At 59.9% G+C, this 26,034-nt stretch carries 22 protein-coding genes; 13 read left to right on the plus strand and 9 right to left on the minus strand.

From position 1 onward, the window contains the following. Positions 1–49: 49 nt before the first annotated feature. From cysG to ftsK, 6 genes are read right to left on the minus strand one after another with little or no spacing between them, the layout of a single operon-like run. Positions 50–1,444 carry a siroheme synthase CysG gene (gene cysG / locus GH769_RS13415; RefSeq protein ID WP_014718896.1) on the minus strand — a complete coding sequence of 465 codons (1,395 nt, stop codon included), beginning with the start codon at positions 1,442–1,444 and terminating at the stop codon, positions 50–52. Then, positions 1,445–2,725: a serine--tRNA ligase gene (serS, locus tag GH769_RS13420; RefSeq protein ID WP_019816715.1), complete on the minus strand. Its 1,281-nt coding sequence runs from the start codon at positions 2,723–2,725 to the stop codon at positions 1,445–1,447. 15 nt (positions 2,726–2,740) lie between these two features. Further along, positions 2,741–3,115 (minus strand): fluoride efflux transporter CrcB, encoded by a 375-nt coding sequence (gene crcB / locus GH769_RS13425; RefSeq protein WP_014718898.1) that lies wholly within the window; start codon positions 3,113–3,115, stop codon positions 2,741–2,743. Further along, complete coding sequence (locus tag GH769_RS13430; RefSeq protein WP_014718899.1) at positions 3,112–4,437, minus strand: replication-associated recombination protein A; 1,326 nt, start codon at positions 4,435–4,437, stop codon at positions 3,112–3,114. The genes crcB and GH769_RS13430 overlap by 4 nt, the downstream gene beginning before the upstream one ends. Before the next feature lie 23 nt (positions 4,438–4,460). Next, the gene (lolA, locus tag GH769_RS13435) at positions 4,461–5,084 is read right to left on the minus strand and encodes an outer membrane lipoprotein chaperone LolA (RefSeq protein ID WP_032902848.1); all 624 of its coding nucleotides are present in this window, start codon (positions 5,082–5,084) and stop codon (positions 4,461–4,463) included. A gap of 54 nt (positions 5,085–5,138) precedes the next feature. Next, the gene (ftsK, locus tag GH769_RS13440) at positions 5,139–7,547 is read right to left on the minus strand and encodes a DNA translocase FtsK (RefSeq protein ID WP_003192084.1); all 2,409 of its coding nucleotides are present in this window, start codon (positions 7,545–7,547) and stop codon (positions 5,139–5,141) included. 474 nt (positions 7,548–8,021) lie between these two features. On the opposite strand from ftsK, the gene aat reads away from it, so the two are divergent. From aat to infA, 3 genes are all read left to right on the plus strand, one after another. Next, entirely contained in the window at positions 8,022–8,702 is a 681-nt protein-coding gene (gene aat / locus GH769_RS13445; protein ID WP_153649781.1) for a leucyl/phenylalanyl-tRNA--protein transferase, read from the plus strand. Between the two features lie 56 nt (positions 8,703–8,758). Continuing rightward, on the plus strand, positions 8,759–9,466 hold the full coding sequence (locus GH769_RS13450; protein ID WP_003192088.1) for an arginyltransferase: 708 nt from the start codon (positions 8,759–8,761) through the stop codon (positions 9,464–9,466). Positions 9,467–9,566: 100 nt separating this feature from the next. Continuing rightward, positions 9,567–9,785, plus strand: coding sequence for a translation initiation factor IF-1 (gene infA / locus GH769_RS13455; RefSeq protein ID WP_002553999.1), 219 nt, complete (start codon positions 9,567–9,569; stop codon positions 9,783–9,785). A 245-nt stretch (positions 9,786–10,030) separates the two neighbouring features. On the opposite strand, the gene clpA is transcribed toward infA, so the two are convergent. Both clpA and clpS read right to left on the minus strand, forming a co-directional pair. Beyond that, on the minus strand, positions 10,031–12,301 hold the full coding sequence (clpA, locus tag GH769_RS13460) for an ATP-dependent Clp protease ATP-binding subunit ClpA (protein ID WP_003192090.1): 2,271 nt from the start codon (positions 12,299–12,301) through the stop codon (positions 10,031–10,033). 29 nt (positions 12,302–12,330) lie between these two features. Continuing rightward, on the minus strand, positions 12,331–12,699 hold the full coding sequence (gene clpS / locus GH769_RS13465; protein WP_005789091.1) for an ATP-dependent Clp protease adapter ClpS: 369 nt from the start codon (positions 12,697–12,699) through the stop codon (positions 12,331–12,333). Between the two features lie 225 nt (positions 12,700–12,924). Between clpS and cspD the strand changes: the two genes are divergently transcribed. After that, positions 12,925–13,185: a cold shock domain-containing protein CspD gene (cspD, locus tag GH769_RS13470; protein WP_032902846.1), complete on the plus strand. Its 261-nt coding sequence runs from the start codon at positions 12,925–12,927 to the stop codon at positions 13,183–13,185. Positions 13,186–13,260: 75 nt separating this feature from the next. Here the strand turns inward: cspD and icd are convergent, their stop codons facing one another. After that, entirely contained in the window at positions 13,261–14,517 is a 1,257-nt protein-coding gene (icd, locus tag GH769_RS13475; RefSeq protein ID WP_005789095.1) for an NADP-dependent isocitrate dehydrogenase, read from the minus strand. Between the two features lie 483 nt (positions 14,518–15,000). Between icd and GH769_RS13480 the strand changes: the two genes are divergently transcribed. The 9 genes from GH769_RS13480 to aceA all read left to right on the plus strand — a co-directional run bounded on the left by GH769_RS13480 (position 15,001) and on the right by aceA (position 25,610). After that, entirely contained in the window at positions 15,001–17,226 is a 2,226-nt protein-coding gene (locus GH769_RS13480; protein ID WP_014718903.1) for an NADP-dependent isocitrate dehydrogenase, read from the plus strand. Between the two features lie 204 nt (positions 17,227–17,430). Next, on the plus strand, positions 17,431–17,877 hold the full coding sequence (locus GH769_RS13485) for an NUDIX hydrolase (protein WP_032902845.1): 447 nt from the start codon (positions 17,431–17,433) through the stop codon (positions 17,875–17,877). A gap of 59 nt (positions 17,878–17,936) precedes the next feature. After that, the gene (mnmA, locus tag GH769_RS13490) at positions 17,937–19,061 is read left to right on the plus strand and encodes a tRNA 2-thiouridine(34) synthase MnmA (protein ID WP_014718905.1); all 1,125 of its coding nucleotides are present in this window, start codon (positions 17,937–17,939) and stop codon (positions 19,059–19,061) included. Further along, the gene (gene hflD, locus GH769_RS13495; RefSeq protein WP_032902844.1) at positions 19,058–19,681 is read left to right on the plus strand and encodes a high frequency lysogenization protein HflD; all 624 of its coding nucleotides are present in this window, start codon (positions 19,058–19,060) and stop codon (positions 19,679–19,681) included. The genes mnmA and hflD overlap by 4 nt, the downstream gene beginning before the upstream one ends. 125 nt (positions 19,682–19,806) lie before the next feature. Beyond that, positions 19,807–21,177 carry an adenylosuccinate lyase gene (gene purB, locus GH769_RS13500; RefSeq protein WP_014718906.1) on the plus strand — a complete coding sequence of 457 codons (1,371 nt, stop codon included), beginning with the start codon at positions 19,807–19,809 and terminating at the stop codon, positions 21,175–21,177. Between the two features lie 84 nt (positions 21,178–21,261). Continuing rightward, complete coding sequence (locus tag GH769_RS13505; protein ID WP_014718907.1) at positions 21,262–22,428, plus strand: cupin domain-containing protein; 1,167 nt, start codon at positions 21,262–21,264, stop codon at positions 22,426–22,428. After that, complete coding sequence (locus GH769_RS13510) at positions 22,421–22,843, plus strand: GNAT family N-acetyltransferase (RefSeq protein WP_032902842.1); 423 nt, start codon at positions 22,421–22,423, stop codon at positions 22,841–22,843. The genes GH769_RS13505 and GH769_RS13510 overlap by 8 nt, the downstream gene beginning before the upstream one ends. Positions 22,844–23,053: 210 nt before the next feature. Then, a complete protein-coding gene (locus GH769_RS13515; RefSeq protein WP_014718909.1) occupies positions 23,054–23,791 on the plus strand; it encodes a secretin N-terminal domain-containing protein in 738 nt (245 codons plus the stop codon). Positions 23,792–24,284: 493 nt separating this feature from the next. Next, positions 24,285–25,610, plus strand: a complete 1,326-nt coding sequence (gene aceA / locus GH769_RS13520) for an isocitrate lyase (RefSeq protein ID WP_153649782.1) — start codon at positions 24,285–24,287, stop codon at positions 25,608–25,610. Positions 25,611–26,034 lie beyond the last annotated feature (424 nt).

Below are 26,034 nucleotides of genomic sequence, written 5' to 3' on the forward strand. Positions count from 1 at the left end.
TGGAATGCATTCCAATGTGGGAGGGGGCTTGCCCCCGATGCTTTTGAGGTCAGACTTGGGACTGGGCGCCCTCGAACCACTTGAGCTTTTCACGCAGTACCACCACCTCACCCACGATCACCAGTGTCGGCGCATGCACTTCATGCTCCGCCACCATGCGCGGCAGGTCGGCCAGGGTGCCGGTGAACACGCGCTGGTTGGACGTGGTGCCCTGCTGGATCAGCGCCGCTGGGGTATCTGCGGAGCGCCCGTGCTTGATCAACTGCTCGCAAATGATCGGCAAGCCAATCAAGCCCATGTAGAACACCAGGGTCTGTGAGGGGCCGACCAGGTCTTGCCAAGGCAAGTCCGAGGTACCGTTCTTCAAGTGCCCGGTAATAAACCGTACCGACTGGGCATAATCGCGGTGAGTCAGCGGAATCCCGGCATAAGCCGCACAACCACTGGCTGCCGTGATACCCGGCACCACCTGGAAGGGGATGCCATGGGCCGCCAATTCCTCGATCTCTTCGCCACCACGACCAAAGATGAACGGGTCACCCCCTTTAAGGCGCAGCACGCGCTTGCCTTGCTTGGCCAGGTCGACCAGTTGCTGGTTGATCTGGTCCTGAGGCACCGCGTGATCGGCACGACGCTTGCCGACGTACACGCGCTCGGCATCACGACGGCACAGTTCCAAAATCGCCGGCGCAACCAAACGGTCGTACAGCACCACGTCGGCTTGCTGCATCAGGCGCAATGCGCGGAAGGTCAGCAAATCCGGGTCACCTGGGCCTGCACCCACCAGGTACACCTCACCGGGCGCGTAAGGCGGCGCGCCATTGACCTTTTCGATCAACAGGCGCTCGGCCTCCTCGCCCTGCCCGGCCAACTGGCGGTCGGCAATCGGGCCCTGGAACACTTCTTCCCAGAACGCCCGGCGCTGCTGCACATCCGGGTACAAACCTTTGACCTGAGCCCGAAAACGCGCGGCCAGCCCAGCCAGTTGCCCGTAGGTGGAGGGAATCCAGGTTTCCAGCTTGGCGCGGATCAGCCGTGCCAGTACCGGCGCGTCACCGCCGCTGGAGACGGCAATCACCAAGGGTGAACGGTCGACAATCGCCGGGAAGATCACGCTGCACAACGCTGGCGCGTCCACCACATTGACCGGCACGCAGCGACGCTTGGCATCACTGGACACTTGCGCATTCAGTGGCTCATCGTCGGTAGCCGCGATAATCAGGGTGCAACCGTCCAGGTCGGCCTCCTGATAACCGCGCAACATCAGTTCCCCGCCACTGCCCAGCACCAGCTCACGCAGCTGGCTTTCGATCTGGGGAGCAACCACCCGCAACACCGCGCCGGCATCGGCCAGCAGCCGGGATTTGCGCAAGGCAATCTCCCCACCACCGACGACCAACACACGACTGCCGCGCAGGTTATGAAACAGCGGCAGAAATTCCATTTAGCGGATGACCTCAACGCCCGCCATGTACGGCTTGAGCACCTCAGGCACACGGATCGAACCGTCGGCCTGCTGGTAGTTTTCGAGCACGGCCACCAGGGTACGGCCTACGGCCAGGCCCGAACCGTTGAGGGTGTGCACCAGCTCCGGCTTGCCGGTTTCCGGGTTACGGAAACGCGCCTGCATGCGACGGGCCTGGAAGTCACCGCAGTTGGAGCACGACGAAATCTCGCGGTATTTGTCCTGGCTCGGCACCCACACTTCCAGGTCGTAGGTTTTCACGGCGCTGAAGCCCATGTCGCCCGTGCACAGGGCCAGTACGCGGTACGGCAGCTCCAGCAGCTGCAACACGCGCTCGGCGTTGGCAGTCAGGCCTTCCAGGGCTTGCATGGAGGTCGACGGTTCTACTACCTGGACCATTTCAACCTTGTCGAACTGATGCTGGCGGATCATGCCGCGGGTATCGCGACCCGATGCGCCGGCTTCGCTACGGAAGCACGGGCTGTGGGCAACCAGCTTCAACGGCAGTTGCTTGGCGTCGAGGATTTCGCCGGCGACGATATTGGTCAGCGACACTTCGGCCGTCGGGATCAGGTACAGGTCGGCTTCGCCGTCGCGGCTGATCTTGAACAGGTCTTCTTCGAATTTCGGCAGTTGGCTGGTGCCCATCAACGCCGGCGCCTGAACCAGGTACGGGGTGTAGGCCTCTTCGTAACCGTGTTCGCCGGTGTGCAGGTTGATCATGAACTGCGCCAGTGCACGGTGCATGCGCGCAATCGGGCCGCGCAGCAAGGCAAAGCGTGCGCCGGACATTTTTGCCGCGGTTTCAAAATCCAGGCCACCGGTCAATTCGCCCAGGGCGACGTGGTCCTTGATCTCGAAATCGAAGGCTTTCGGCGTGCCCCAGCGGCGCACTTCGACGTTGCCGTCTTCATCTTCGCCGACCGGTACGGATTCGTGGGGCAGGTTCGGAATGCCCAGCAGGATCGAATCCAACTGGGTCTGAATGCCTTCCAGCTCGATTTTGCCGTCGGACAGCTCAGTGCCCATGCGCTCGACATCCGCCATCAACGGCGCGATGTCTTCGCCGCGCTGCTTGGCCTGGCCGATGGACTTGGAGCGCGCATTACGTTCAGCCTGCAGTGCTTCGGTGCGGGTCTGGACGGTCTTGCGCTGTTCTTCCAGCGCTTCGATGCGCGCAACATCCAAGGCAAAGCCACGGGATGCCAGGCGGTCCGCTACGTCCTGAAGGTTGCTACGTAACAGTTTGGAATCGAGCATGTCGGTCTCTCGTTATCAAAGTTTGGTCAAGGACAGGCCAGCCCAGGTGGCGAGCAGCCCGCCGAATACGCTGATGGCCGCATAGCCAATCGCCAGCGGCACTTGCCCGCTTTCCAGCAGGCGCACGGTATCCAGTGAAAAGGATGAAAAAGTCGTCAGGCCGCCAAGAAAGCCAACCATCAGGCCGGCACGTACCTCGACAGGCACTTCCGGGCGTAACAAAAACAGGCCGTATAACACGCCGATCAACAGGCAGCCCACGATATTAACGGCGAGCGTCGCCGTATAGAAGTGTTTCGGCCAATTGGCGTTGATCCAATTGCCGGTGGCGAAGCGCAACAGCGTCCCGGCAATCCCCCCCACCGAGACGGCGACCACCAAAGGAATCATGATTTTCTCCGCTGCCGGGGGCTCAGACGGTCGAGGGTGGCCAGGTGATTGAGCTTCTCACCGATCTTCAGCTCCAGGCCACGGGGCACGGGCTGGTAGAACGGCTGCGGCTCCAGCTCATCGGGGAAGTAGTCTTCGCCGGCCGCATAGGCGTCCGGCTCATCGTGGGCATAACGGTATTCGTCGCCATACCCCAGTTGCTTCATCAGCTTGGTCGGTGCGTTGCGCAGGTGCAGCGGCACTTCGAGGGAGCCGTGCTCGGCGGCCGCACGCAGGGCCGACTTGAAGCCCATATACACCGCGTTGCTTTTCGGCGCGCAGGCCAGGTAGGTGATGGCCTGGGCCACCGCCAGCTCGCCTTCCGGGCTGCCGAGGCGCTCCTGCACCTCCCAGGCGGCCAGGCACAGGCTCAGGGCCCGCGGGTCGGCGTTGCCGATGTCTTCGCTGGCCATGCGCACTACGCGGCGCGCCAGGTACAGCGGGTCGCAACCGCCATCGATCATGCGCGCAAACCAATACAGCGCGCCGTCAGGGTTGGAACCGCGTACGGATTTGTGCAGCGCGGAAATCTGGTCGTAGAAGGCTTCGCCGCCCTTGTCGAAACGTCGGCGCGTGTCACCCAGCAGGCTTTGCAACAGATCAACGCCAATCTCGCCGCCGTCTTCGGCCAGGTCGGAAGCGTTCTCCAGCAGGTTGAGAAAGCGACGCCCGTCACCATCGGCGGCGGTCAGCAAAATCTTGAAGCCTTCATCGCTGAGGCTCAGCTGGCGCTTGCCCAGGCCCTTGTCTTCGCTCAAGGCACGGTGCAGCAGCTTTTGCATCGCCGCTTCATCCAGGCTCTTGAGCACATAGACCCGCGCCCGTGACAACAAGGCGTTGTTCAATTCAAAGGAAGGGTTTTCGGTGGTGGCGCCGATAAAGATCAGCGTACCGTCCTCGACATAAGGCAGGAACGCATCCTGCTGCGACTTGTTGAAGCGATGCACTTCGTCGACGAACAGGATAGTGCGCTTGCCGTATTGCCCGGCCTGCTGCTTGGCCACTTCCACCGCCTGGCGGATCTCCTTCACCCCGGCGAGCACCGCCGAGACCGTTTCAAAGTGCGCGTCCGAGACTTTCGCCAGCAGCCGCGCCAGGGTGGTCTTGCCCACGCCCGGCGGCCCCCAGAAAATCATCGAATGCAGCGCACCCTGCTCCAAGGCTTCGCGCAAGGGTTTGCCGCGAGCGAGCAGGTGTTCCTGACCGACGTACTCATCCAGGTTGGTCGAACGCAAGCGCGCGGCCAGTGGCTGGGCAATCGGGTCACTTCGAAACAGATCCATGGGCAGCGTTTGAAACCTCTAGATTATTCCTGGATCACGTCGGCACCCTTGGGGATGTCGAACTTGAACTTGGACGCGGGCACCGGCTGGTTGGCCTTGACTCCGGAGAACAGGATATCGGTGCGCTGGCCGACGCTGTCGACCAGGCGCATGTTGTTGATCACGCCGTTGCCGAACGACAAGGACAGCGTGTCAAACAGCGTGTCCTTGGATTTTGGCTTGAGGGTGAATTCGATGACGTTGCTGGTCTGCTTGGAGGTGATGTCGAAGCTGTCGCTGATTTTCGACACATCACCCGACAGCAGCAGTGCCGGGGTCTGGTTCAGGCGTGGATCGAGCTTCTTGATGGTGGCTTGTTCCAGGTCCGGGTCCCACAGCGTGACTTTCTGGCCGTCGGAAACGATGGTCTGCTCCGCCTTGCCTTCGGTATGCCAGTAGAACAGCCCTGGGCGCTGCACGGCCATTTCACCGGCTGTTTCCTGCAACTGGGTGCCGCCGGCATCCAGGGTGAGCTGGGAGAAGCGCGCGGTGAGGGTCTGGGATTTGTCCAACAGGTTCTTCAGGCTGGCGACGGAAGCCGGGTCAGCGTGAGCCGAAACAGCGGTCAAGGCCAGGGCCGGCAACAACAGCATGCGGATAAAGCGCATGGGAGTCCTCATTGAGTAGTCAGGGCACGCCGCGTGTTGCCACGCGGCGCGGAATCAGTCGCGCATCTGCCCAGGGGCGATGACTTCACGCGAGCCATTGGTGTTCATTGCGGTCACGACGCCGGCCATTTCCATGGCTTCGATCATGCGGGCGGCGCGGTTGTAGCCGATTTTAAGCTTGCGCTGCACCGCCGAAATCGAGGCACGGCGGCTTTCCAGTACGAAGGCCACGGCCTCGTCGTAGAGCGCGTCGGTTTCAGCATCATCGTCGCCACCGCTGCTGCCACCGTCGAAGCCGCTGCCGGCCTCTTCCACGCCAGCGAGAATGTCGTCGTTGTATTCCGGCGCGCCGCGCAGTTTCCAGGCTTCGACCACACGGTGGACTTCGTCATCGGAAACAAAGGCGCCGTGAACGCGAATCGGCAGGCTGGTCCCGGGCGGCATGTACAGCATGTCACCGTGGCCCAGCAGTTGCTCGGCGCCACCCTGGTCGATGATGGTACGCGAGTCGATCTTGCTGGAGACCTGGAACGCCATGCGCGTCGGAATGTTGGCCTTGATCAGGCCGGTGATCACGTCCACCGACGGCCGCTGGGTCGCGAGAATCAAGTGGATGCCCGCCGCCCGCGCCTTCTGGGCGATACGGGCGATCAGCTCTTCAACCTTCTTGCCGACGATCATCATCATGTCGGCAAATTCATCGACCACCACCACGATGGTCGGCAGCTTGGTCAGCAGCGGTGCTTCATCGTGAATGCTTTCGCGCTTGTACAGCGGGTCGGTCAGCGGTGTGCCGGCGTCCTGGGCTTCCTTGACCTTGGCATTGAAGCCCGACAGGTTACGCACGCCCATCTTCGCCATCAGCTTGTAGCGGCGCTCCATCTCGGCAACGCTCCAACGCAGGGCGTTGGCGGCGTCCTTCATGTCGGTAACCACCGGGCACAGCAGGTGCGGGATGCCTTCGTAGATCGACAGTTCCAGCATCTTCGGGTCGATCATGATCAGCTTGGCGTCATCCGGCCCGGACTTGAACAGGATCGACAGGATCATGGCGTTCACACCTACCGACTTACCGGAACCGGTGGTACCGGCTACCAGCAGGTGCGGCATTTTCGCCAGGTCGGTAATCACCGGCTTGCCGCCGATGTCATGGCCGAGCGCCAGGGTGACCGGCGATTTGAAGTTGTCGTATTCCGGGGTCGACAGCACTTCGGAGAAGCGCACGATCTGCCGGTCTTCGTTGGGGATCTCGATACCCACGGTGGTCTTGCCCGGGATCACTTCCACCACGCGCACGCTGGTGACGGCCAGGGAACGTGCCAAATCTTTGGCCAGGTTGGAAATACGGCTGACTTTTACCCCGGCGGCCGGTTGGATTTCGTAACGGGTGATCACCGGGCCCGGATGGATCGAGTCCACCGACACTTCGACGCCGAATTCCTTGAGCTTGATTTCCAGCAGGTGGCCGACGGCCGCCAGGGATTCGGGGGAATAGTTGAGTTGTTTCTTTTCGGCCGGGTCCAGAATCGAGATCGGCGGCAAGGTGCCTTCGACAGCGCTGTCGATAAACAACGGTGCCTGCTTCTCTTTTTGCACGCGATGGCTGGGCTCCGGCGCCTTGGGCGGTGCCGGGGCGATCACGGGCGGCACCTGCTTTTCACGGTCCGACATGTGCTTGCTCAGGGCCTGCTCGCGCTCGATCAAGCGCTCCTTGACCTTGGCTTGCTCGCGTCGATCCGGCGTGCTTGGAGCCACCACCTCGTTGACACGGGTGTCAACCTCACGCAGCTGCGCCACCATTTGCTTGCGCTCGACACGGGCGGCCCACCAGCGGTTGGCGGCGCCCTGGAACAATTCGAACAGGTCGAGGGTAATTTTGCCGGTCACGTCCATCACCTTGAACCATGACAGGTCGGTGAATACCGTGAGGCCGAACAGGAACAGCGCGATGAACATCAGGGTGCTGCCCTGGATATTCAGGGTACGGCGTGCCAGGTCGCCGAGGCTTTCGCCCAGAGCCCCGCCCGCGCCCGCCGGCAAGCCGGTCGGTGCATGGAAGTGGATATGCGCCAGCGCAGCGCCCGACAGCACCAGGAACACCAGGCCGATCAGGCGCCAGGAGAACAGCCAGCCGCTCCACTGCCACGGTTCGTGACGCTGGCGGAAGATCTGCCAGGTCTTGATCGCCAGCAACAGCGGGAAAATGTAGGCGAAGTAACCCAGGATCATGAAGAGGATATCGGCGCTGTAAGAACCTACAGGGCCGCCGAAATTCTGCACGTCATCGATCTTGCTGTTATGACTCCAGCCCGGATCGTCCTTGCCATAGGTGAGCAAGGCCATCATCAGGAACAGACACAGCGCACCGATGGCAATCAGTGCGCCTTCCTTGAGTCGGTAATGCAGGTGCTGGCGCCAGGCCGGTACGACTGCTGCTTTAGGTGCTGCGGCGGATTTCTTCAAAACGGGTCTATTCCTGCGCCTTTAGCGCGTCCATCTGTTAAATGACTACACGACTGCTCTATCCGGAGCAGCTGAAAAATGAACGAATGTTGCTGAATCTACTTTTAACATCCGGTGACGGATAGGTGAAATGGCGATAACGCCACAATGGCCGCATTGTACGGGTTTGCGTGCGCGATGCCACGCACTTGCCCTTCACCTGACTGCACGGACAATTTGAGCATGCATTGCCTTTGCTGACAAAGGCTTATGAGCTGTATTTAGCAATCCAGGCAAGCTTGGCAAATGGCCGGCATGCGCCAGACCCGATTACGACCACACCCTGTGTGCAGAGTTGCAGAAACACCCGCTCATGCTAATCCTCGTTAATAGCCTATTCGGGCTGGCCCCGTGGCGCCGGGTCGTCAATAATCAACACTTGCGGTGCAGGTGCATGACCTGCCACTCCCCTCCCCTTCCGTAAGCCTGGATGCCATGCTGACCTGGTTACAACGCGACACCCTGACGTTCCCACCTTTGGCCAAGGCCATGCGCGAACCCAACGGCCTGCTCGCCGCCGGTGGCGACCTGTCGGCCGAACGACTGATCCAGGCCTACCGTCATGGCTGTTTTCCCTGGTTCTCCGAAGGCCAGCCTATCCTCTGGTGGTCACCCGACCCTCGCACAGTGATATTCCCCGACGAGCTGCATGTTTCCCGCAGCCTGGGCAAATTATTGCGCCAGCAGCGCTATACCGTGACCTTCGACCAGGATTTCGCCGCCGTCATACACGCCTGCGCCGCGCCCCGTGCCTATGCCGATGGCACCTGGATCACCGAAAGCATCGAGCAGGCCTATCTGGAGCTGCACCAGCGTGGCTACGCGCATTCCGTCGAGGTCTGGGACCAGGGCGAACTGGTAGGTGGCCTGTATGGCCTGGCGATGGGCCAGTTGTTTTTTGGCGAGTCCATGTTCAGCCGCGCCGACAACGCCTCCAAATTCGGCTTCGCCACATTGACCCGGCAACTGCAAGCCTGGGGATTTGTGCTGATCGATTGCCAGATGCCCAATGATCACCTGCACAGCCTGGGTGCCCGCGGCATACCGCGCAGCGTCTTCGCTGACTTCCTGGATAAACATCTGGACCAACCCAACGCCGGGCCGTGGGTTTCCTAGGCGACTTTCGCGCACGTGGCTTACACTTATTTCAAAGCTTATCCCGAGGGTTGATCATGACCGAGCTGGCGCGCTTGAAGTTCTATGCCACTCAAGCCCACTCATGCAGCTATCTGCCCGACGAGCAGGCCACCACGCTGTTCCTCGATCCCAGCCAGCCCATGGACGTGCATGTGTATGCCGACCTGTCCGAGATGGGCTTCCGGCGCAGCGGCGATCACCTGTATCGCCCCCATTGCCAGAACTGTAATGCCTGCGTGCCCGCACGCATCCCGGTTGCGCAGTTTTCGCCCGACCGTAACCAGAAACGCATTCTCAAGCGCAACGCCGACCTGACCGTACACGCCACCAAACCCCAATACAGCGAAGAATATTTCGATCTCTACCAACGCTATATCGAGCAGCGTCATGCCGACGGCGATATGTATCCGCCCAGCCGCGACCAGTTTTCCACATTCCTGGTGCGTGACCTGCCCTTTTCGCGGTTCTACGAATTCCGCCTCGACGGCCGCCTGTTGGCCGTGGCGGTCACCGACCTACTGCCCAACGGCCTCTCGGCGGTGTACACCTTCTATGAACCGACCGAAGAACGCCGCAGCCTCGGGCGCTTCGCCATCCTGTGGCAGATAGGCGAAGCGCTGCGCCTGGAACTGGAAGCGGTGTACCTCGGATACTGGATCAAGAACTGCAAAAAGATGAACTACAAGACCCAATATCGGCCCATTGAGCTGCTGATTAATCAAAGATGGGTCACGCTTAACTAGAACCCCTTGGCTTGAACACCCTTTTTCGGGCACAATGCACGCCGCTTTTGCCTGGCGCAGTTGCACCGGGCCATTCACTGGATACCGAGGGCTTTACTGCATGTCGAAAGAAGACAGCTTCGAAATGGAAGGCACTGTCGTCGACACCCTGCCCAACACCATGTTTCGTGTGGAGTTGGAAAATGGGCACGTCGTAACCGCGCATATCTCCGGCAAGATGCGCAAGAACTACATTCGTATTCTTACCGGTGACAAAGTGCGCGTCGAGCTGACGCCCTATGACTTGAGCAAAGGGCGCATCACTTACCGCGCTCGCTAAGCAAGTCAATACAAAACGCCCGGTTATGCCGGGCGTTTTTGTGTGCGCAGGATTTAACAGTCGCCACTCGACCCTGTGGGAGCTGGCTTGCCTGCGATAGCGGTGGGCCAGTTAACGATGTGCGACTGAAGGACCGCCATCGCAGGCAACCCAGCTCCCACAGTTGATGGTCACAGTCTCGTAAATCGTATTTCAGGCAGCAAAAAGGCGCCTTTCGGCGCCTTTTGCAATGTTGCAGCTAACGATCAGGCCATTTCCGCCGTGGTCTCGAACTCGAAGGTCAGCTCGCCGTCCTTCAGGTCGATGTGCACCACGCCACCATGGTCGGAGAGTTCGCCGAACAGGATCTCTTCGGCCAGTGGCCGCTTGATCTTGTCCTGGATCAGACGCGCCATCGGGCGTGCGCCCATTGCCGCATCGTAGCCGCCCTCTGCGATCCAACTGCGGGCCGCTTCCGTCACATCCAGCTGCACGCGCTTGTCTTCCAACTGCGCTTGAAGCTCGGTGAGGAACTTGTCCACCACGCTTTTGATGACCTCATGGCTGAGGCGACCAAACTGGATAATGGTGTCCAGGCGGTTGCGGAACTCCGGCGTGAAGCTCTTCTTGATCACTTCCATGGCATCGGAGGAGTGATCCTGATGCGTAAAGCCGATCGAAGCCCGCGCCGCGGTTTCGGCACCGGCGTTGGTGGTCATGATCACGATCACATTGCGGAAGTCCGCCTTGCGCCCGTTGTTATCGGTCAGGGTCCCGTGGTCCATGACCTGCAACAACAGGTTGAAGACTTCCGGGTGAGCCTTTTCGATTTCATCGAGCAGCAATACGCAATGTGGCTGCTTGGTGATCGCCTCGGTCAACAGGCCGCCCTGGTCGAAGCCGACATAGCCCGGAGGCGCACCGATCAAGCGCGACACAGTGTGGCGCTCCATGTACTCGGACATGTCGAAACGGACCAGCTCGATGCCCATGGCCTTGGCCAACTGGCGAGCCGCCTCGGTCTTGCCGACACCGGTCGGGCCTGCGAACAGGAACGAACCGACTGGCTTGTCCGGCGACTTGAGGCCCGCACGGGACAACTTGATCGCCGTGGACAGCGAGTCGATGGCCGCATCCTGGCCAAACACAGTGAGCTTGAGGTCGCGCTCCAGGTTACGCAGCAGCTCCTTGTCGGAACTGGTGACGTGTTTTGGCGGAATCCGCGCGATCTTGGCCACGATGTCCTCGACCTGAGGCACGTCGATGCGCTTCACGCGCTTCTCGACCGGTTGCAGGCGCTGGTAGGCACCCGCTTCGTCGATCACATCGATGGCCTTGTCAGGCATATGCCGGTCATTGATGTAGCGCGACGCCAGCTCAGCCGCCGCACGCAAGGCCTCATCGGTGTACTCGATGCCATGGTGCGCTTCAAAACGCCCCTTGAGCCCACGCAGGATGCCGATGGTATCTTCAACCGACGGCTCGGACACGTCGACTTTCTGGAAGCGACGCGCCAGGGCACGGTCTTTTTCGAAGATGCCGCGAAATTCCTGGAACGTGGTCGAACCAATGCAGCGGATATCACCGGAGGACAGCAGCGGCTTGAGCAGGTTGGAAGCGTCCATCACCCCACCGGAAGCCGCACCGGCGCCAATGATGGTATGGATCTCGTCGATGAACAGGATGGCCTGCGGGCGTTTTTTCAGCTCGCCGAGCAACGCCTTGAAGCGTTTCTCGAAATCGCCACGGTACTTGGTCCCGGCGAGCAACGCGCCCAGGTCAAGGGAATAGACGACACTGCTGGCCAGCAGGTCTGGCACCTGGTTGTCGACAATGCGCTTGGCCAGGCCTTCGGCAATCGCGGTTTTACCCACGCCCGCCTCGCCCACCAGCAACGGGTTGTTCTTGCGACGACGCGCAAGTATCTGCGCTACACGCTCTACCTCGTGCTCACGCCCCACCAGCGGATCGATCCGCCCCTGGCGCGCCATTTCATTGAGGTTGCTGGCATAGGCATCCAGCGGGTTGCTGGAAGAAGAAGACTCACCGCCCTCCTCGTCCTGCATATCCTGCTCGCCCTCGGAATGATCGCCGTGCCCAGGCACCTTGGAGATACCGTGGGCGATGTAATTGACTACATCAATACGGGCAACGCTCTGCTGCTTGAGCAGGAACACGGCCTGGCTTTCCTGTTCGCTGAAAATTGCCACCAGCACATTCGCGCCCGTGACTTCACGCTTACCGGAGCTCTGTACGTGGAACACAGCACGCTGCAATACCCGCTGGAACCCCAGGGTTGGCTGGGTTTCGCGGTCCTCGTCATGCACGGGGATCAGTGGCGTGGTGGAGTCGATAAACTCCTGCAGGTCATGCTTGAGCTTGTCGAGGTTGGCGCCGCACGCACGTAGAACGGTGGCGGCAGCTTCGTTATCCAAAAGTGCCAGCAAAAGGTGTTCGACGGTCATGAATTCATGACGCTTCGAACGAGCCTCTTTGAAGGCAAGATTGAGGGTGACTTCGAGCTCGCGGTTTAACATAGCTTCACCTCATACCCAAGTGGTCGGCGTTAACCGTCCTTCTCGATTTCACAGAGTAGCGGATGCTGGCTTTCCCTGGCGTACTGGTTGACCTGCATGGCCTTTGTCTCGGCGATGTCGCGGGTAAACACTCCACATACTGCCCGTCCTTCTGTGTGAACGGCCAGCATTACCTTGGTCGCCAACTCGCGGTTCAGGTTGAAAAACACCTCGAGCACTTCGACGACGAAATCCATCGGTGTGTAGTCATCATTAAACAAAACCACCTTGTACATCGGCGGCGCCTGTAAAGCAGGCTTGGCCTCCTGAACAGCAATGCCTGCAGAACCGTCGTCGTCATGTTCCTGATCCGGGCGATCCTGATTGAATGTTAGTCGAATCTGGCTGTTTGCATGCATGGGAAAGAAAGGTTCGTCAGTGGTTCAATTACAGTGGTGGGGGCGGCCTGTCAGAATTTCAACTCTGACCCTTTGGTCACCTTGACTATCGGCGAAACGGTGTTACAACGAATAGAGCCCACAGTGGGTAAAAAAGGTCCGCGCAGTCAACCTTATTTATTCGGGTTAGGACGGATAGACAGGATGATACTCCAGTGATGGAGTCTGGTGCAGAGGGATAAGGGAATGGCTAGTGGTGAGGTCAAGTGGTTCAACAATGTCAAGGGTTACGGCTTCGTCATTGAAGACGGCAAGACCGAGGACCTTTTTGCGCATTTCTCAGCGATCCAGATGGAAGGTTACAAAACGCTGAAAGCGGGTCAGCGTGTCAACTTTGAAATCATTCAAGGGCCAAAAGGCATGCATGCCGTAAATATTGTTGATGCGCCTGCCACTGCAGGCGTGAAAGAAACAAAGGTAGAAAAATCAGAGAAGCAACGGGCCTGACCAGCCACTGAAATCAAGCACTCAAAGTAAACCGGCCGCCCCGACTCATCAGGGCGGCCGGTTTTCTCTGCCTGTTTACATATGCTTGATCAACGCATCACCAAACCCCGACGACGACACCAACGTAGCGCCATCCATCAGACGCTCGAAGTCATAAGTCACGGTCTTGGCCGAAATCGCGCCGTTGGTGCCCTTGATGATCAGATCCGCCGCCTCGACCCAGCCCATATGCCGCAGCATCATTTCCGCCGACAGGATCAATGAACCAGGGTTGACCTGATCCTTGCCCGCATATTTAGGCGCAGTACCGTGGGTGGCTTCAAACATTGCCACGGTGTCAGACAAGTTGGCCCCCGGCGCAATACCAATACCGCCCACTTCCGCCGCCAGGGCGTCGGACAGGTAATCACCATTGAGGTTGAGCGTGGCGATCACGTCATATTCGGCCGGGCGCAGCAGGATCTGCTGGAGCATGGCGTCGGCAATAGCATCTTTGACCACCACATTTTTGCCGGTCTTGGGGTTCTTGAACTGCATCCACGGCCCGCCATCGAGCAAGGTCGCACCGAACTCTTCAGCCGCCACCTCATAGGCCCACTCCTTGAAGGCACCCTCGGTGAACTTCATGATGTTGCCTTTGTGCACGATGGTCAGCGAGTCGCGATCGTTATCCACCACATATTGCAGGGCCTTGCGCGCCAGGCGCTTGGTACCCTCTTTGGAGACCGGCTTGACGCCAATCCCGCAATCCTGGTCGAAACGGATCTTGGTAACGCCCATTTCTTCCTTGAGGAACTTGATCACCTTGATCGCTTCCGGCGAACCGGCCTTCCACTCGATGCCCGCGTAAATATCCTCGGAGTTCTCACGGAAAATGGTCATGTCCACGTCGCCCGGTTTTTTCACCGGGCTGGGCACGCCTTCGAACCAGCGCACCGGGCGCAGGCACACATACAGGTCGAGCTGCTGGCGCAGGGCCACGTTCAGCGAACGGATACCGCCACCGACTGGCGTTGTCAGCGGGCCCTTGATGGACACCACGTAATCCTTGACCGCATCCAGGGTTTCCTGGGGCAGCCAGGTGTCCTGGTCGTAGACTTGAGTGGCCTTTTCACCAGCGTACACCTCCATCCAGGAGATTTTGCGCTTGCCGCCGTAAGCCTTTTCAACAGCGGCATCGACCACCTTGATCATCACCGGGCTGATGTCGACGCCAATACCGTCTCCTTCGATGTAGGGGATGATCGGTTGGTCAGGAACATTGAGAGAATGGTCTGCATTGACGGTGATTTTGTCGCCGACTGCCGGAACCTGAATCTTCTTGTATCCCATGCTGAACTCCATCTATGGATTGAACATCTGGCTGCGTTCGAGCCTACTCCAGATAAATGGCGACTGAAACCTCACGCCATGCTCATTTGCATCGAAAACAGCATATTTGGTGGCCTACAAGCCTGAAAGTAAAGGGAAAAGCGCCAATCTTGAGCACATCTCACCACCTCACGCACCTGCGACCTTTAGACCAATGGACGAGCCTCCTTTTGTATGAAGGCTCAGCGTAAGCATAGCGACCTATGTATAATGCCGCCGCTGACCAAAGAGTCACGACGGCGGACCGCTCTAGAACGTAGCCTTTCGCCAGAAAGCCGGACTATTACCATAGCCCACCCGCTTGACGCTCGACTGATGCAAACCAACATCACCGCGAAGAAACCTCGACATTTCGCTCATGGATGACTTTGAACGAACGCGCTCTACCCGGCGCATCTCGAGTTTCTGCGCACGCTTTCAGCAAAGAAGAGAGTTAATCCGAATATGCCCACCCGCTCGAAGATCATCTACACCTTCACCGACGAAGCCCCAGCCCTCGCCACCTATTCACTGCTGCCTATCGTAGAGGCCTTCACCGCTTCCGCTGATATTGCCGTGGAAACCCGCGACATTTCCCTCGCCGGGCGCATCCTCGCAAGCTTCCCCGAGCAACTGGGCACCAAGGCCATCCCGGACCACCTCGCCGAACTGGGCGACCTGGCCGTTACGCCTGAAGCCAACATCATCAAGCTTCCCAACATCAGCGCCTCGACCCCGCAGCTGCAAGCCGCGATCAAGGAACTGCAGGCCCAGGGCTACGCCCTGCCGGACTACCCTGAAACCGTAACCACCGACGCGGAAAAAGAAACCCGTGCACGTTACGACAAGGTCAAGGGCAGCGCCGTGAACCCGGTACTGCGCGAAGGCAACTCCGACCGTCGCGCACCGCTGTCGGTCAAGAACTACGCACGCAAGCACCCGCACAAGATGGGCGCCTGGGCTGCCGACTCCAAGTCGCACATTGCCCACATGAACAACGGCGACTTCTACGGCAGCGAAAAAGCCGTGCAGATCGAAACCGCTGACGCGGTCAAAATTGCGCTGGTTGCGAAGGACGGCACCACCACCGTCCTGAAGGAAAAGACCAGCGTTCAGGCCGGCGAAATCATCGACACCGCCGTGCTGAGCAAGAAAGCCCTGCGCAGCTTCATCGCCGCTGAAATCGAAGACGCCAAGAAGCAAGGCGTGCTGCTGTCGGTTCACTTGAAAGCCACCATGATGAAGGTCTCCGACCCGATCATGTTCGGCCAGATCGTTGCCGAGTTCTATAAAGACGCCCTGGCCAAGCACGCGACCGTGCTGGAACAGATCGGCTTCAACCTGAACAACGGCATCGGCGACCTGTACGCCCGCATCAAAGCCCTGCCGGCCGACCAGCAGGCGCAGATCGAAGCCGATATCCAGGCGGTCTACGCCGTTCGCCCTGCCCTGGCGATGGTCAACTCCGACAAAGGCATCACCAACCTGCACGTGCCGAGCGACGTCATCGTCGACGCCTCGATGCCAGCGATGATCCGTGACTCCGGCAAGATGTGGGGCACCGACGGCCAACTGCACGACACCAAGGCTGTGATCCCGGATCGCTGCTACGCCACCATCTACCAGGCGGTCATCGAAGACTGCAAGGCCAATGGCGCCTTCGACCCCACCACCATGGGCAGCGTGCCAAACGTTGGCCTGATGGCGAAGAAAGCCGAAGAGTACGGCTCCCACGACAAGACCTTCCAGATCAAGGCTGACGGCGTTGTCCGCGTCACCGACAGCCAGGGCAACCTGCTGATGGAACAGAACGTCGAAGCTGGCGACATCTTCCGCATGTGCCAGACCAAAGACGCGCCGATCCAGGACTGGGTCAAGCTCGCCGTCAACCGTGCCCGCGCCAGCAACACCCCGGCCATTTTCTGGCTGGACCCTAAGCGCGCGCACGATGGCGTGGTGGTCGAGAAAGTTCAGACCTACCTGAAAGATCACAACACCGAAGGCCTGGACATCCGCATCATGGCCCCGGTCGATGCGATGAAGTTCACCCTGGAGCGCACCCGCAAGGGCCTGGACACCATCTCGGTGACCGGCAACGTACTGCGCGACTACCTGACCGACCTATTCCCGATCATGGAACTGGGCACCAGCGCCAAGATGCTGTCGATCGTGCCGCTGATGAATGGCGGTGGCCTGTTCGAAACCGGTGCTGGCGGTTCGGCTCCAAAGCACGTGCAGCAACTGCTGGAAGAAAACTTCCTGCGCTGGGATTCCCTGGGCGAGTTCCTGGCCCTGGCCGCGTCCCTCGAGCATTTGGGTGTGACGTACAACAACCCCAAAGCCCTGGTACTGTCCAAGACCCTGGACCAGGCCACCGGCCAGTTCCTGGACAACAACAAGTCGCCATCGCGCAAGGTCGGCAACATCGACAACCGCGGCAGCCACTTCTACCTGGCGCTGTACTGGGCACAAGCCCTGGCGGCCCAGACCGAAGACACTGCACTGCAAGCGCAGTTTGGCGAATTGGCCAAAACCCTGGCCGAGAACGAAGCAACCATCGTTGCCGAACTCAACGCCGTACAGGGCAAGCCAGTGGACATCGGCGGCTACTACGCGCCGAACCCAGAGCTGACCAGCAAGGCCATGCGCCCGAGCAACACCCTCAATGCGGCGATTGCCAAGTTGAAGTAAGGTTGTAAGGATGCAAAGAAGCCCCGGCCCAGTGCCGGGGTTTCTGCTTGTAGGGACTTCATTGAAGAAACCCAATCCAATGTGGGAGCTGGCTTGCCTGCGATTGCAGTCTGTCAGTTCATACAGGCGTAGCTGACCCACCGCCATCGCAGGCAAGCCAGCTCCCACATTGAGCATGCCACCTTCCAGATACCGAGGTTCGCAATGACCTGGCTCCCCCACATCACCGTCGCCACCATCGTCGAAGACAACGGCCGCTTCCTGATGGTCGAAGAACTCAAGGGCGGCCGCGCCGTGCTCAACCAGCCCGCCGGCCATCTGGACCCGAACGAAACCCTGACCGAAGCTGCCGTGCGCGAAACGCTGGAAGAAACCGGCTGGGACGTGGAAGCTACCGGCATCGTCGGCATCTACCTGTACACCGCACCCAGCAATGGCGTCACCTATCAACGGGTCTGCTTTATCGCCAAGGCCCTGAGACACCACCCGGACCATCAACTCGACGAAGGCATCCTGCGCGCCCGCTGGCTGACCCGTGACGAGCTGATGGCCGTGCGCGACGACTGGCGCAGCGAGCTGATTATCCGCTGCATCGATGATTATCTGGCCGGCCAATGCCACAGTCTCGAATTGATCCGCCCTTCTCTTTAGCCTTGCGGGCCCAGGCCTGCTAGAATCGCGTCCTTTTTCAAGACACCCGTTGAAACCCTATGCGTGATTCAGCCCCTTCTGACACACAAAAGAAGCGCGTCATCGTCGGCATGTCCGGCGGCGTGGACTCTTCCGTTTCCGCCGTTCTGCTCATGGAGCAGGGTTATGAGGTGGAAGGCCTGTTCATGAAGAACTGGGAAGAAGACGATGGAACCGAATACTGCACCGCCATGGACGACCTCGCCGACGCCCAGGCCGTATGCGACAAGATCGGCATCAAGCTGCACACCGCCAACTTCGCCGCCGAGTACTGGGACAACGTGTTCGAGCACTTCCTGGCCGAATACAAGGCCGGCCGCACGCCGAACCCGGACATCCTGTGTAACCGCGAAATCAAGTTCAAGGCCTTCCTCGACTACGCCATGATGCTCGGCGCCGACCTGATAGCTACCGGCCACTACGTGCGCCGTCGCGATATCGATGGCCGCACCGAATTGCTCAAGGGCCTGGACCCGAACAAGGACCAGAGCTACTTCCTGCACGCCGTCGGTGGTGAGCAGATCGCCAAGACCCTGTTTCCGGTCGGCGAGCTGGAAAAGCCCGAAGTGCGCAAAATTGCCGAGAAACACGGCCTGGCCACCGCCAAGAAGAAAGATTCCACCGGTATCTGCTTTATCGGCGAGCGGCGCTTCAGTGATTTCCTCAAGCAATACCTGCCGGCGCAACCGGGCGAGATCAAGACCACCGAGGGTGAAGTGATCGGCCGCCACCACGGCCTGATGTACCACACCATCGGCCAGCGCCAGGGCCTGGGTATTGGCGGTTTGAAGGACGCCGGTGAAGAGCCGTGGTACGTGCTGGTCAAAGACCTGGAAAACAACGTGCTGGTGGTCGGCCAAGGCAACGAGCACCCGCTGCTGTTCTCCGGCGCCCTGCTCGCTTCCGAGATCTATTGGGTCAACCCTATCGACTTGAGCACCCCGCGCCGCCTGACCGCCAAAGTGCGTTATCGCCAGAGCGACCAGCCCTGCACCCTGGAAAAGACCGCCACCGGCTACCGTGCCACCTTCGATGACCCGCAGCGCGCGGTCACCCCTGGCCAGTCCGTGGTGTTCTATGACGGCGAAATCTGCCTGGGCGGCGGCGTGATTGAAGTCGCGCAAGCCTGGAGCAACCCGGCATGAGCCCGACCCAGGAGCAATTGACGGCCCTTGGCGGTGTCTTTCTCGCTGCGGTACTGGTGGACAAGATCGCCAAGACCGGCCAGATCACTGAAGCCGGCCTGACCTGCATGCTCGGCAGCCTGCTGATCCGCGATCCCAAGGACACCCTTGAGGTTTATGGCGGTGACGACCTGGCCCTGCGTGAAGGCTATCGCGCCCTGATCGGCGCCCTGGAGCGCGACCCCAGCACTCTGCAGCGCGAACCGTTGCGCTATGCCCTGTCGATGCTCGGCCTTGAGCGCCAACTAGCCAAGCGTGACGACCTGCTGGACACCATCGGCAAGCGCCTGCCGCAGATCCAGTCCCAGGTAGAACACTTCGGCCCGGCCCACGAAAACGTGATCGCAGCCTGTGGTGCGCTGTACCAGGACACCTTGAGCACCCTGCGCCAGCGCATCCAGGTGCACGGCGACATGCGCAACCTGCAGCAACCCAACAACGCGTCGAAAATCCGCGCCCTGCTCCTGGCCGGTATTCGTTCGGCACGCTTGTGGCGCCAACTGGGCGGTCATCGCTGGCAGTTGGTGATCAGCCGACGCAAATTGCTCAAAGAGCTTTACCCGTTGATGCGCAACGAATAAGTCGCACCAGCAGGCTGTTTTCAAGCCATTACGCGTAATACGCCGGTCAGTTGGCGACGGACCGGCGGATTTTTTCATGTATGATACGCGCCCCATTTCGTTGCCCGACTGTCCGAGAACACCCCATGCAGCTCTCTTCGCTCACTGCGGTTTCCCCTGTTGACGGCCGCTACGCCGGCAAAACCCAGGCCCTGCGCCCTATTTTCAGCGAGTACGGCCTGATCCGTGCCCGTGTCCTGGTTGAAGTGCGCTGGCTCCAGCGCCTGGCCGCTCACCCCGCCATCAGCGAAGTGCCGGCGTTTTCCGCCGAAGCCAACGCTGTATTGAACACCCTGGCGGAAAACTTCTCCCTGGAGCACGCCGAGCGTGTCAAAGAGATCGAGCGCACCACCAACCACGACGTCAAAGCCATCGAATACCTGCTCAAAGAGCAAGCGGCCCAACTGCCGGAACTGGCCCAGGTCAGCGAGTTCATCCACTTTGCCTGCACCAGCGAGGACATCAACAACCTGTCCCACGCCCTGATGCTGCGCGAAGGCCGTGATGACGTGATGCTGCCGCTGATGCGCCAGACCGCCGAAGCCATCCGCGAGCTGGCGATCCGTTTCGCTGCCGTGCCGATGCTGTCGCGCACCCACGGCCAGCCGGCCTCGCCAACCACCCTGGGCAAAGAACTGGCCAACGTGGTGTACCGCCTGGAGCGCCAGATCGCCCAAGTCGCCGCCGTGCCATTGCTGGGCAAGATCAACGGCGCCGTAGGCAACTACAACGCCCACCTGTCGGCCTACCCTGAGATCGACTGGGAAGCCAACGCCCGCGCCTTCATCGAAGACGAGCTGGGCCTGGGCTTCAACCCCTACACCACGCAGATCGAACCGCACGACTACATCGCCGAACTGTTCGACGCTATTGCACGCTTCAACACCATCCTGATCGATTTTGATCGCGATATCTGGGGCTACATCTCCCTGGGCTACTTCAAGCAGCGCACCATTGCCGGCGAAATCGGTTCTTCGACCATGCCGCACAAGGTCAACCCGATCGACTTCGAAAACTCCGAAGGCAACCTGGGTATCGCCAACGCCCTGTTCCAGCACCTGGCCAGCAAGTTGCCGATCTCCCGCTGGCAGCGCGACCTGACCGACTCCACCGTACTGCGCAACCTCGGCGTGGGCTTTGCCCACAGCGTGATCGCGTACGAAGCCAGCCTCAAAGGCATCAGCAAGCTGGAGCTCAACGAGCAGAAGATTGCCGCTGACCTGGACGCGTGCTGGGAAGTATTGGCCGAGCCGATCCAGACCGTGATGCGCCGCTACAACATCGAAAACCCCTACGAGAAGCTGAAAGAATTGACGCGCGGCAAGGGCATCAGCCCCGAAGCACTGCAAACTTTCATCGACGGCCTGGACATGCCAGCCGCGGCCAAGGCCGAGCTGAAGCTGCTCACCCCGGCCAACTACATCGGCAACGCTGTAGAGCAAGCCAAGCGCATCTGATCCAAGCAAGCTCCTTTGAGACGCCCGGCCGCGCCGGGCGTTTTTATTCCTGTCTTAAAAGTGCTTTTTTTCAATAGGTTACACATGAATCCTGATATCCCTCTTCAACTTCTGGGCGGCATCACGGCACGGGAATTCCTGCGCGACTACTGGCAGAAAAAACCGCTGCTGATCCGCCAGGCCATCCCTGACTTCGAAAGCCCGATCGACGCCGACGAACTGGCAGGCCTGGCCCTGGAAGAAGAAGTCGAGTCGCGCCTGGTGATCGAACACGGCGAGCGCCCGTGGGAACTGCGTCGCGGCCCGTTCGCCGAAGACGCTTTCAGCACCCTGCCCGAGCGCGAGTGGACCCTGCTGGTGCAGGCAGTCGACCAGTTCGTGCCGGAGGTGGCTGAGCTGCTGGAGCACTTCCGCTTCCTGCCGAGCTGGCGTATCGATGATGTGATGATCAGCTTCGCCGCGCCGGGTGGCAGCGTCGGTCCGCATTTCGATAACTACGATGTGTTCCTGCTGCAAGCCCAGGGCAAGCGCAACTGGAAGATCGGCCAGATGTGCAATTCCGAAAGCCCGTTGCTGCAACACGCCGACCTGCGCATCCTCGCCGAATTCGAAGAAAGCGCCGAATGGGTGCTGGAACCGGGCGACATGCTCTACCTGCCGCCGCGCCTGGCCCATTTCGGCATTGCTGAAGACGACTGCATGACCTATTCCGTGGGTTTCCGTGCACCGAGCGCCGCTGAAGTGCTGACCCACTTCACCGACTTCCTCAGCCAGTACCTGACCGACGAAGAGCGCTACACCGACGCAGACGCCCAGCCGGTCAGCGACCCGCACCAGATCCAGGGCGACGCACTGGACCGCCTCAAGGGCTTGCTCGCCGAGCACATGAGCGATGAGCGCATGCTGCTGACCTGGTTCGGCCAGTTCATGACCGAGCCACGCTACCCGGAACTGGTGGCCGGCGAAGAGTTGGGCGAAGAAGATTTCATCAACAGCCTGCAAGACGGCGCGATCCTGGTACGCAACCCGAGCGCACGCCTGGCCTGGTCCGAAGTCGACGACGATGTACTGTTGTTTGCCAGTGGCCAGAGCCGTTACCTGCCGGGCAAACTGCGTGAACTGTTGAAGCTGGTGTGCTCGGCCGATGCACTGCACAGCGAAAACCTGGGCGAGTGGCTGGCCGACGAAGACGGTCGCGACCTGCTGTGCGAACTGGTCAAGCAAGGCAGCCTGGGGTTCGCGGATGAATAGAATTCACGTAAGTGTCGCGGACTGGCGAAAGGATATCGACGAGATTCGGCGCATTCGTGAAGCGGTATTCATCGCTGAACAATCGGTCCCGCCTGAATTGGAGTGGGACGCGGACGATGCCGGCGCCATGCATTTTCTTGCATACGAAGGTGATTTCCCGATTGGCACCGCTCGATTGCTGCCCAGCGGCGAGATCGGTCGGGTATCAGTGCTCAAGGACTGGCGTGGGCTGAAAGTCGGCGACAAGCTGATGGAAGCGGTGATCGGCGAGGCGGTGAAACGCGGCCAGACCCGGCAATTCCTGAGTGCGCAGGTGTATGCGGCGCCGTTCTATGAGCGGCTGGGCTTCAAGATCGTCAGCGATGAGTTTCTTGAGGTCGGGATTCCGCATGTGGATATGGTGCGCGGAGGCTAATTCGAGACCGCGCCGCCTTTATCGCAGGCAAGCCAGCTCCCACATTTGACTGCATTCCAAGTGTGGGAGCTGGCTTGCCTGCGATAGCTATTTCAGCAACATCCTGAATGCCCTGCCTGCCAGGGCATTTTGCCGTCTACGATTCAACTTGCGCCCTGCCAGGCCGACAAACTGGCACTATCAAGCAAATGACTCGCAGAGATAACGGACATGTCCCTACGCACCCTGCTCACCGCCCTCGTGATGACCGTCAGCGCTTGCGCCATGGCCGCCACTGAAGTCGTCAACCTGAACAACCGCACCAGCGCCGACCTGCTGCCCGTGGCGCAGAACTTCATTGGCAAGGACGGCACCGTCAGCGCCTACGGCAACCAGCTTATCGTTAACGCTGAGCCCGCCAGGATCGAGGGCTTGCGCGCACTGCTCGGCCAATTGGATACACCGGCCAAACGCCTGCTGATCACCGTCGATACCAACGAGAACAACCAGCAGAACAGCGGTGACAGCCAGACCCGCATCATCAGCTACGGCACTGCCAGCCGCGACGGTGGCGTGCAGCAGATCCAGGCCAGCGAAGGCGTGCCTGCGCTGATCCAGGTCGGCCAGAGCGTACCGCTGACCACCACGCAACAGGACAGCTACGGCCGTCTGCAAAACCAGACCCAGTATCGCAACGTCACCCAGGGCTTTTACGTGACCGCCAGCGTCACCGGCGAGACCGTACACCTGGCCATCAGTACCAACCGTGACCGCATGAGCCAGGAACGTCCCGATGTAGTGAACGTGCAAAGCACCGACACAACTGTCAGCGGCCGCCTGGGCGAATGGATTCCCCTGGCCGGCATCAATCGTGAAACCCAGGCGGACAAATCCTCTACAACCCGCAGCTACTCTACTCAGGGCCGCGATGACCTGACTTTACGGGTCAAGGTCGACACCCTGAACTGAAGCACCGAAAACTGACTGGCAAGTCGCATTAGACTAAAGATGTAGTGCCATAAAAAAAGCACTACAAAACATTTGACGAGCCAAAAAAGCATGGGCATGATGGCCTCGCTCCCGCTAATCAGGGGCCCTGGCAAGGGCCTTCGGATCGCCGCTCTAAGCTACCCACCTGAGCCGATTCGTGTCTGTACCGCCCACAAGGTGTGTTTGACGTTGGTTGCGACTGGAACGAAGTTGTCCCGAGGGACGGAAGCTAACCAGGTAACCCGGCTACACACTGATGGATCGTACAAAGGCCCACGACGCCCGAAGACCGTTCGCAGTTTGCCCTTACCTGCTCAACTCCCCCTTGAGCCCCATCGTTCATCCCGTCGCCTACCTCCGTCAGATTTGACTTGAACCCCAAAGCTTCTGGTCAGCGAGCAATCCTACCCAGGCAACGAATGCCGGGCTGGCAAACGGATACTTCAAACAAGACGCGACGAGGTTTTTCCCCATGGCACTGACACGCGAACAGCAAATTGCAGCCCTTGAAAAAGACTGGGCTGAAAACCCACGCTGGAAAGGCGTAACCCGCGCTTATTCCGCTGCTGACGTCGTCCGCCTGCGTGGCTCGGTCCAACCTGAGCACACCTTTGCAAAACTCGGCGCCGAGAAGCTGTGGAACCTGGCCACTCAGGGTGCCAAGCCTTCTTTCCGTCCCGACAAAGATTTCGTCAACTGCATGGGCGCCCTCACTGGCGGCCAGGCAGTCCAGCAGGTAAAAGCCGGTATCCAGGCGATCTACCTGTCCGGTTGGCAAGTGGCAGCGGACAACAACTCCGCTGAATCCATGTACCCCGACCAATCGCTGTACCCGGTGGACTCGGTACCAACCGTGGTCAAGCGCATCAACAACTCGTTCCGTCGTGCCGACCAGATCCAGTGGAAAGCCGGCAAGAACCCAGGCGATGAAGGCTACATCGACTACTTCGCGCCAATCGTGGCAGACGCCGAAGCCGGTTTCGGTGGCGTGCTCAACGCCTACGAGCTGATGAAGAGCATGATCGAGGCAGGCGCTGCCGGTGTGCACTTCGAAGACCAGCTGGCTTCGGTGAAAAAATGCGGCCACATGGGTGGCAAGGTACTGGTACCGACCCAGGAAGCTGTACAGAAGCTGACCGCCGCTCGCCTGGCCGCTGACGTTGCCGGTACACCGACCATCATCCTGGCCCGTACCGACGCCAACGCGGCAGACTTGCTGACCTCGGACTGCGACCCGTACGACCAACCATTCGTTACCGGCGAGCGCACCCAGGAAGGCTTCTATAAAGTGCGCGCCGGCCTCGACCAGGCAATCGCCCGTGGCCTGGCCTACGCGCCGTACGCCGATCTGATCTGGTGCGAAACCGCCAAGCCAGACCTGGACGAAGCACGCCGCTTTGCCGAAGCGATCAAGAAGGAGTACCCGGACCAACTGCTGTCCTACAACTGCTCGCCTTCCTTCAACTGGAAGAAGAACCTGGACGACGCGACCATCGCCAAGTTCCAGCGTGAGCTGTCGGCCATGGGCTACAAGCACCAGTTCATCACCCTGGCCGGTATCCACAACATGTGGCACAGCATGTTCAACCTGGCGCACGACTACGCCCGCAACGACATGACCGCCTACGTGAAGCTGCAGGAGCAGGAATTCGCAGACGCCGCCAAAGGCTACACCTTCGTGGCGCACCAGCAGGAAGTGGGCACCGGCTACTTCGACGACATGACCACCGTGATCCAGGGCGGCACCTCGTCCGTGACCGCGCTGACCGGTTCGACCGAAGAAGAGCAGTTCCACTAAGTACCGCGTACACGGCCACTGCGGCCCCACGGAAGACCTAACCGCAGTGCCGCGCAACAATCACGCCCCGACTGGTTCGGGGCGTTTTTTTTGCCTAGGAATCACCGAAAATCAAGGGTGGGAGCTGGCTTGCCTGCGATGGCGGTGGGTCAGAGGCAGGTGTTTCAGCTGATCCGCCGCCATCGCAGGCAAGCCAGCTCCTACATTGACCGCCCCCTATCCATAGTTTTTTGCTAAAAACATTGATCCAGAGCGGTATCCGCGCACATCCGATCGGTTAAAAGAACCGTTGCGACAACTAAGCGACACTCAAGCAAGTAACGGTAACTTCCCGCGCCACATGAGAAACACTCGCTTACACCCCACGCAAACAATATTCATTATCATTTAGCGCCTGAAAACTTCGTTACCGCTTAAACAAAAC

Origin of the sequence: Pseudomonas sp. CFSAN084952 (genome assembly GCF_009648855.1) — a bacterium.
Taxonomy (GTDB): domain Bacteria; phylum Pseudomonadota; class Gammaproteobacteria; order Pseudomonadales; family Pseudomonadaceae; genus Aquipseudomonas; species Aquipseudomonas paracarnis.

Coding starts and splice junctions, on each gene's coding strand:
- GH769_RS13485 (WP_032902845.1), top strand. CDS start 17,431: ATGACCTGGCTCCCCCACATCACCGTCGCCACCATCGTCGAAGACAAC.
- GH769_RS13480 (WP_014718903.1), top strand. CDS start 15,001: ATGCCCACCCGCTCGAAGATCATCTACACCTTCACCGACGAAGCCCCA.
- GH769_RS13505 (WP_014718907.1), top strand. CDS start 21,262: ATGAATCCTGATATCCCTCTTCAACTTCTGGGCGGCATCACGGCACGG.
- GH769_RS13430 (WP_014718899.1), bottom strand. CDS start 4,437: ATGGATCTGTTTCGAAGTGACCCGATTGCCCAGCCACTGGCCGCGCGC.
- clpA (WP_003192090.1), bottom strand. CDS start 12,301: ATGTTAAACCGCGAGCTCGAAGTCACCCTCAATCTTGCCTTCAAAGAG.
- aceA (WP_153649782.1), top strand. CDS start 24,285: ATGGCACTGACACGCGAACAGCAAATTGCAGCCCTTGAAAAAGACTGG.
- hflD (WP_032902844.1), top strand. CDS start 19,058: ATGAGCCCGACCCAGGAGCAATTGACGGCCCTTGGCGGTGTCTTTCTC.
- serS (WP_019816715.1), bottom strand. CDS start 2,725: ATGCTCGATTCCAAACTGTTACGTAGCAACCTTCAGGACGTAGCGGAC.
- clpS (WP_005789091.1), bottom strand. CDS start 12,699: ATGCATGCAAACAGCCAGATTCGACTAACATTCAATCAGGATCGCCCG.
- lolA (WP_032902848.1), bottom strand. CDS start 5,084: ATGCGCTTTATCCGCATGCTGTTGTTGCCGGCCCTGGCCTTGACCGCT.
- GH769_RS13510 (WP_032902842.1), top strand. CDS start 22,421: ATGAATAGAATTCACGTAAGTGTCGCGGACTGGCGAAAGGATATCGAC.
- icd (WP_005789095.1), bottom strand. CDS start 14,517: ATGGGATACAAGAAGATTCAGGTTCCGGCAGTCGGCGACAAAATCACC.
- purB (WP_014718906.1), top strand. CDS start 19,807: ATGCAGCTCTCTTCGCTCACTGCGGTTTCCCCTGTTGACGGCCGCTAC.
- GH769_RS13515 (WP_014718909.1), top strand. CDS start 23,054: ATGTCCCTACGCACCCTGCTCACCGCCCTCGTGATGACCGTCAGCGCT.
- GH769_RS13450 (WP_003192088.1), top strand. CDS start 8,759: ATGACCGAGCTGGCGCGCTTGAAGTTCTATGCCACTCAAGCCCACTCA.
- crcB (WP_014718898.1), bottom strand. CDS start 3,115: ATGATTCCTTTGGTGGTCGCCGTCTCGGTGGGGGGGATTGCCGGGACG.
- infA (WP_002553999.1), top strand. CDS start 9,567: ATGTCGAAAGAAGACAGCTTCGAAATGGAAGGCACTGTCGTCGACACC.
- aat (WP_153649781.1), top strand. CDS start 8,022: ATGCTGACCTGGTTACAACGCGACACCCTGACGTTCCCACCTTTGGCC.
- cspD (WP_032902846.1), top strand. CDS start 12,925: ATGGCTAGTGGTGAGGTCAAGTGGTTCAACAATGTCAAGGGTTACGGC.
- mnmA (WP_014718905.1), top strand. CDS start 17,937: ATGCGTGATTCAGCCCCTTCTGACACACAAAAGAAGCGCGTCATCGTC.
- cysG (WP_014718896.1), bottom strand. CDS start 1,444: ATGGAATTTCTGCCGCTGTTTCATAACCTGCGCGGCAGTCGTGTGTTG.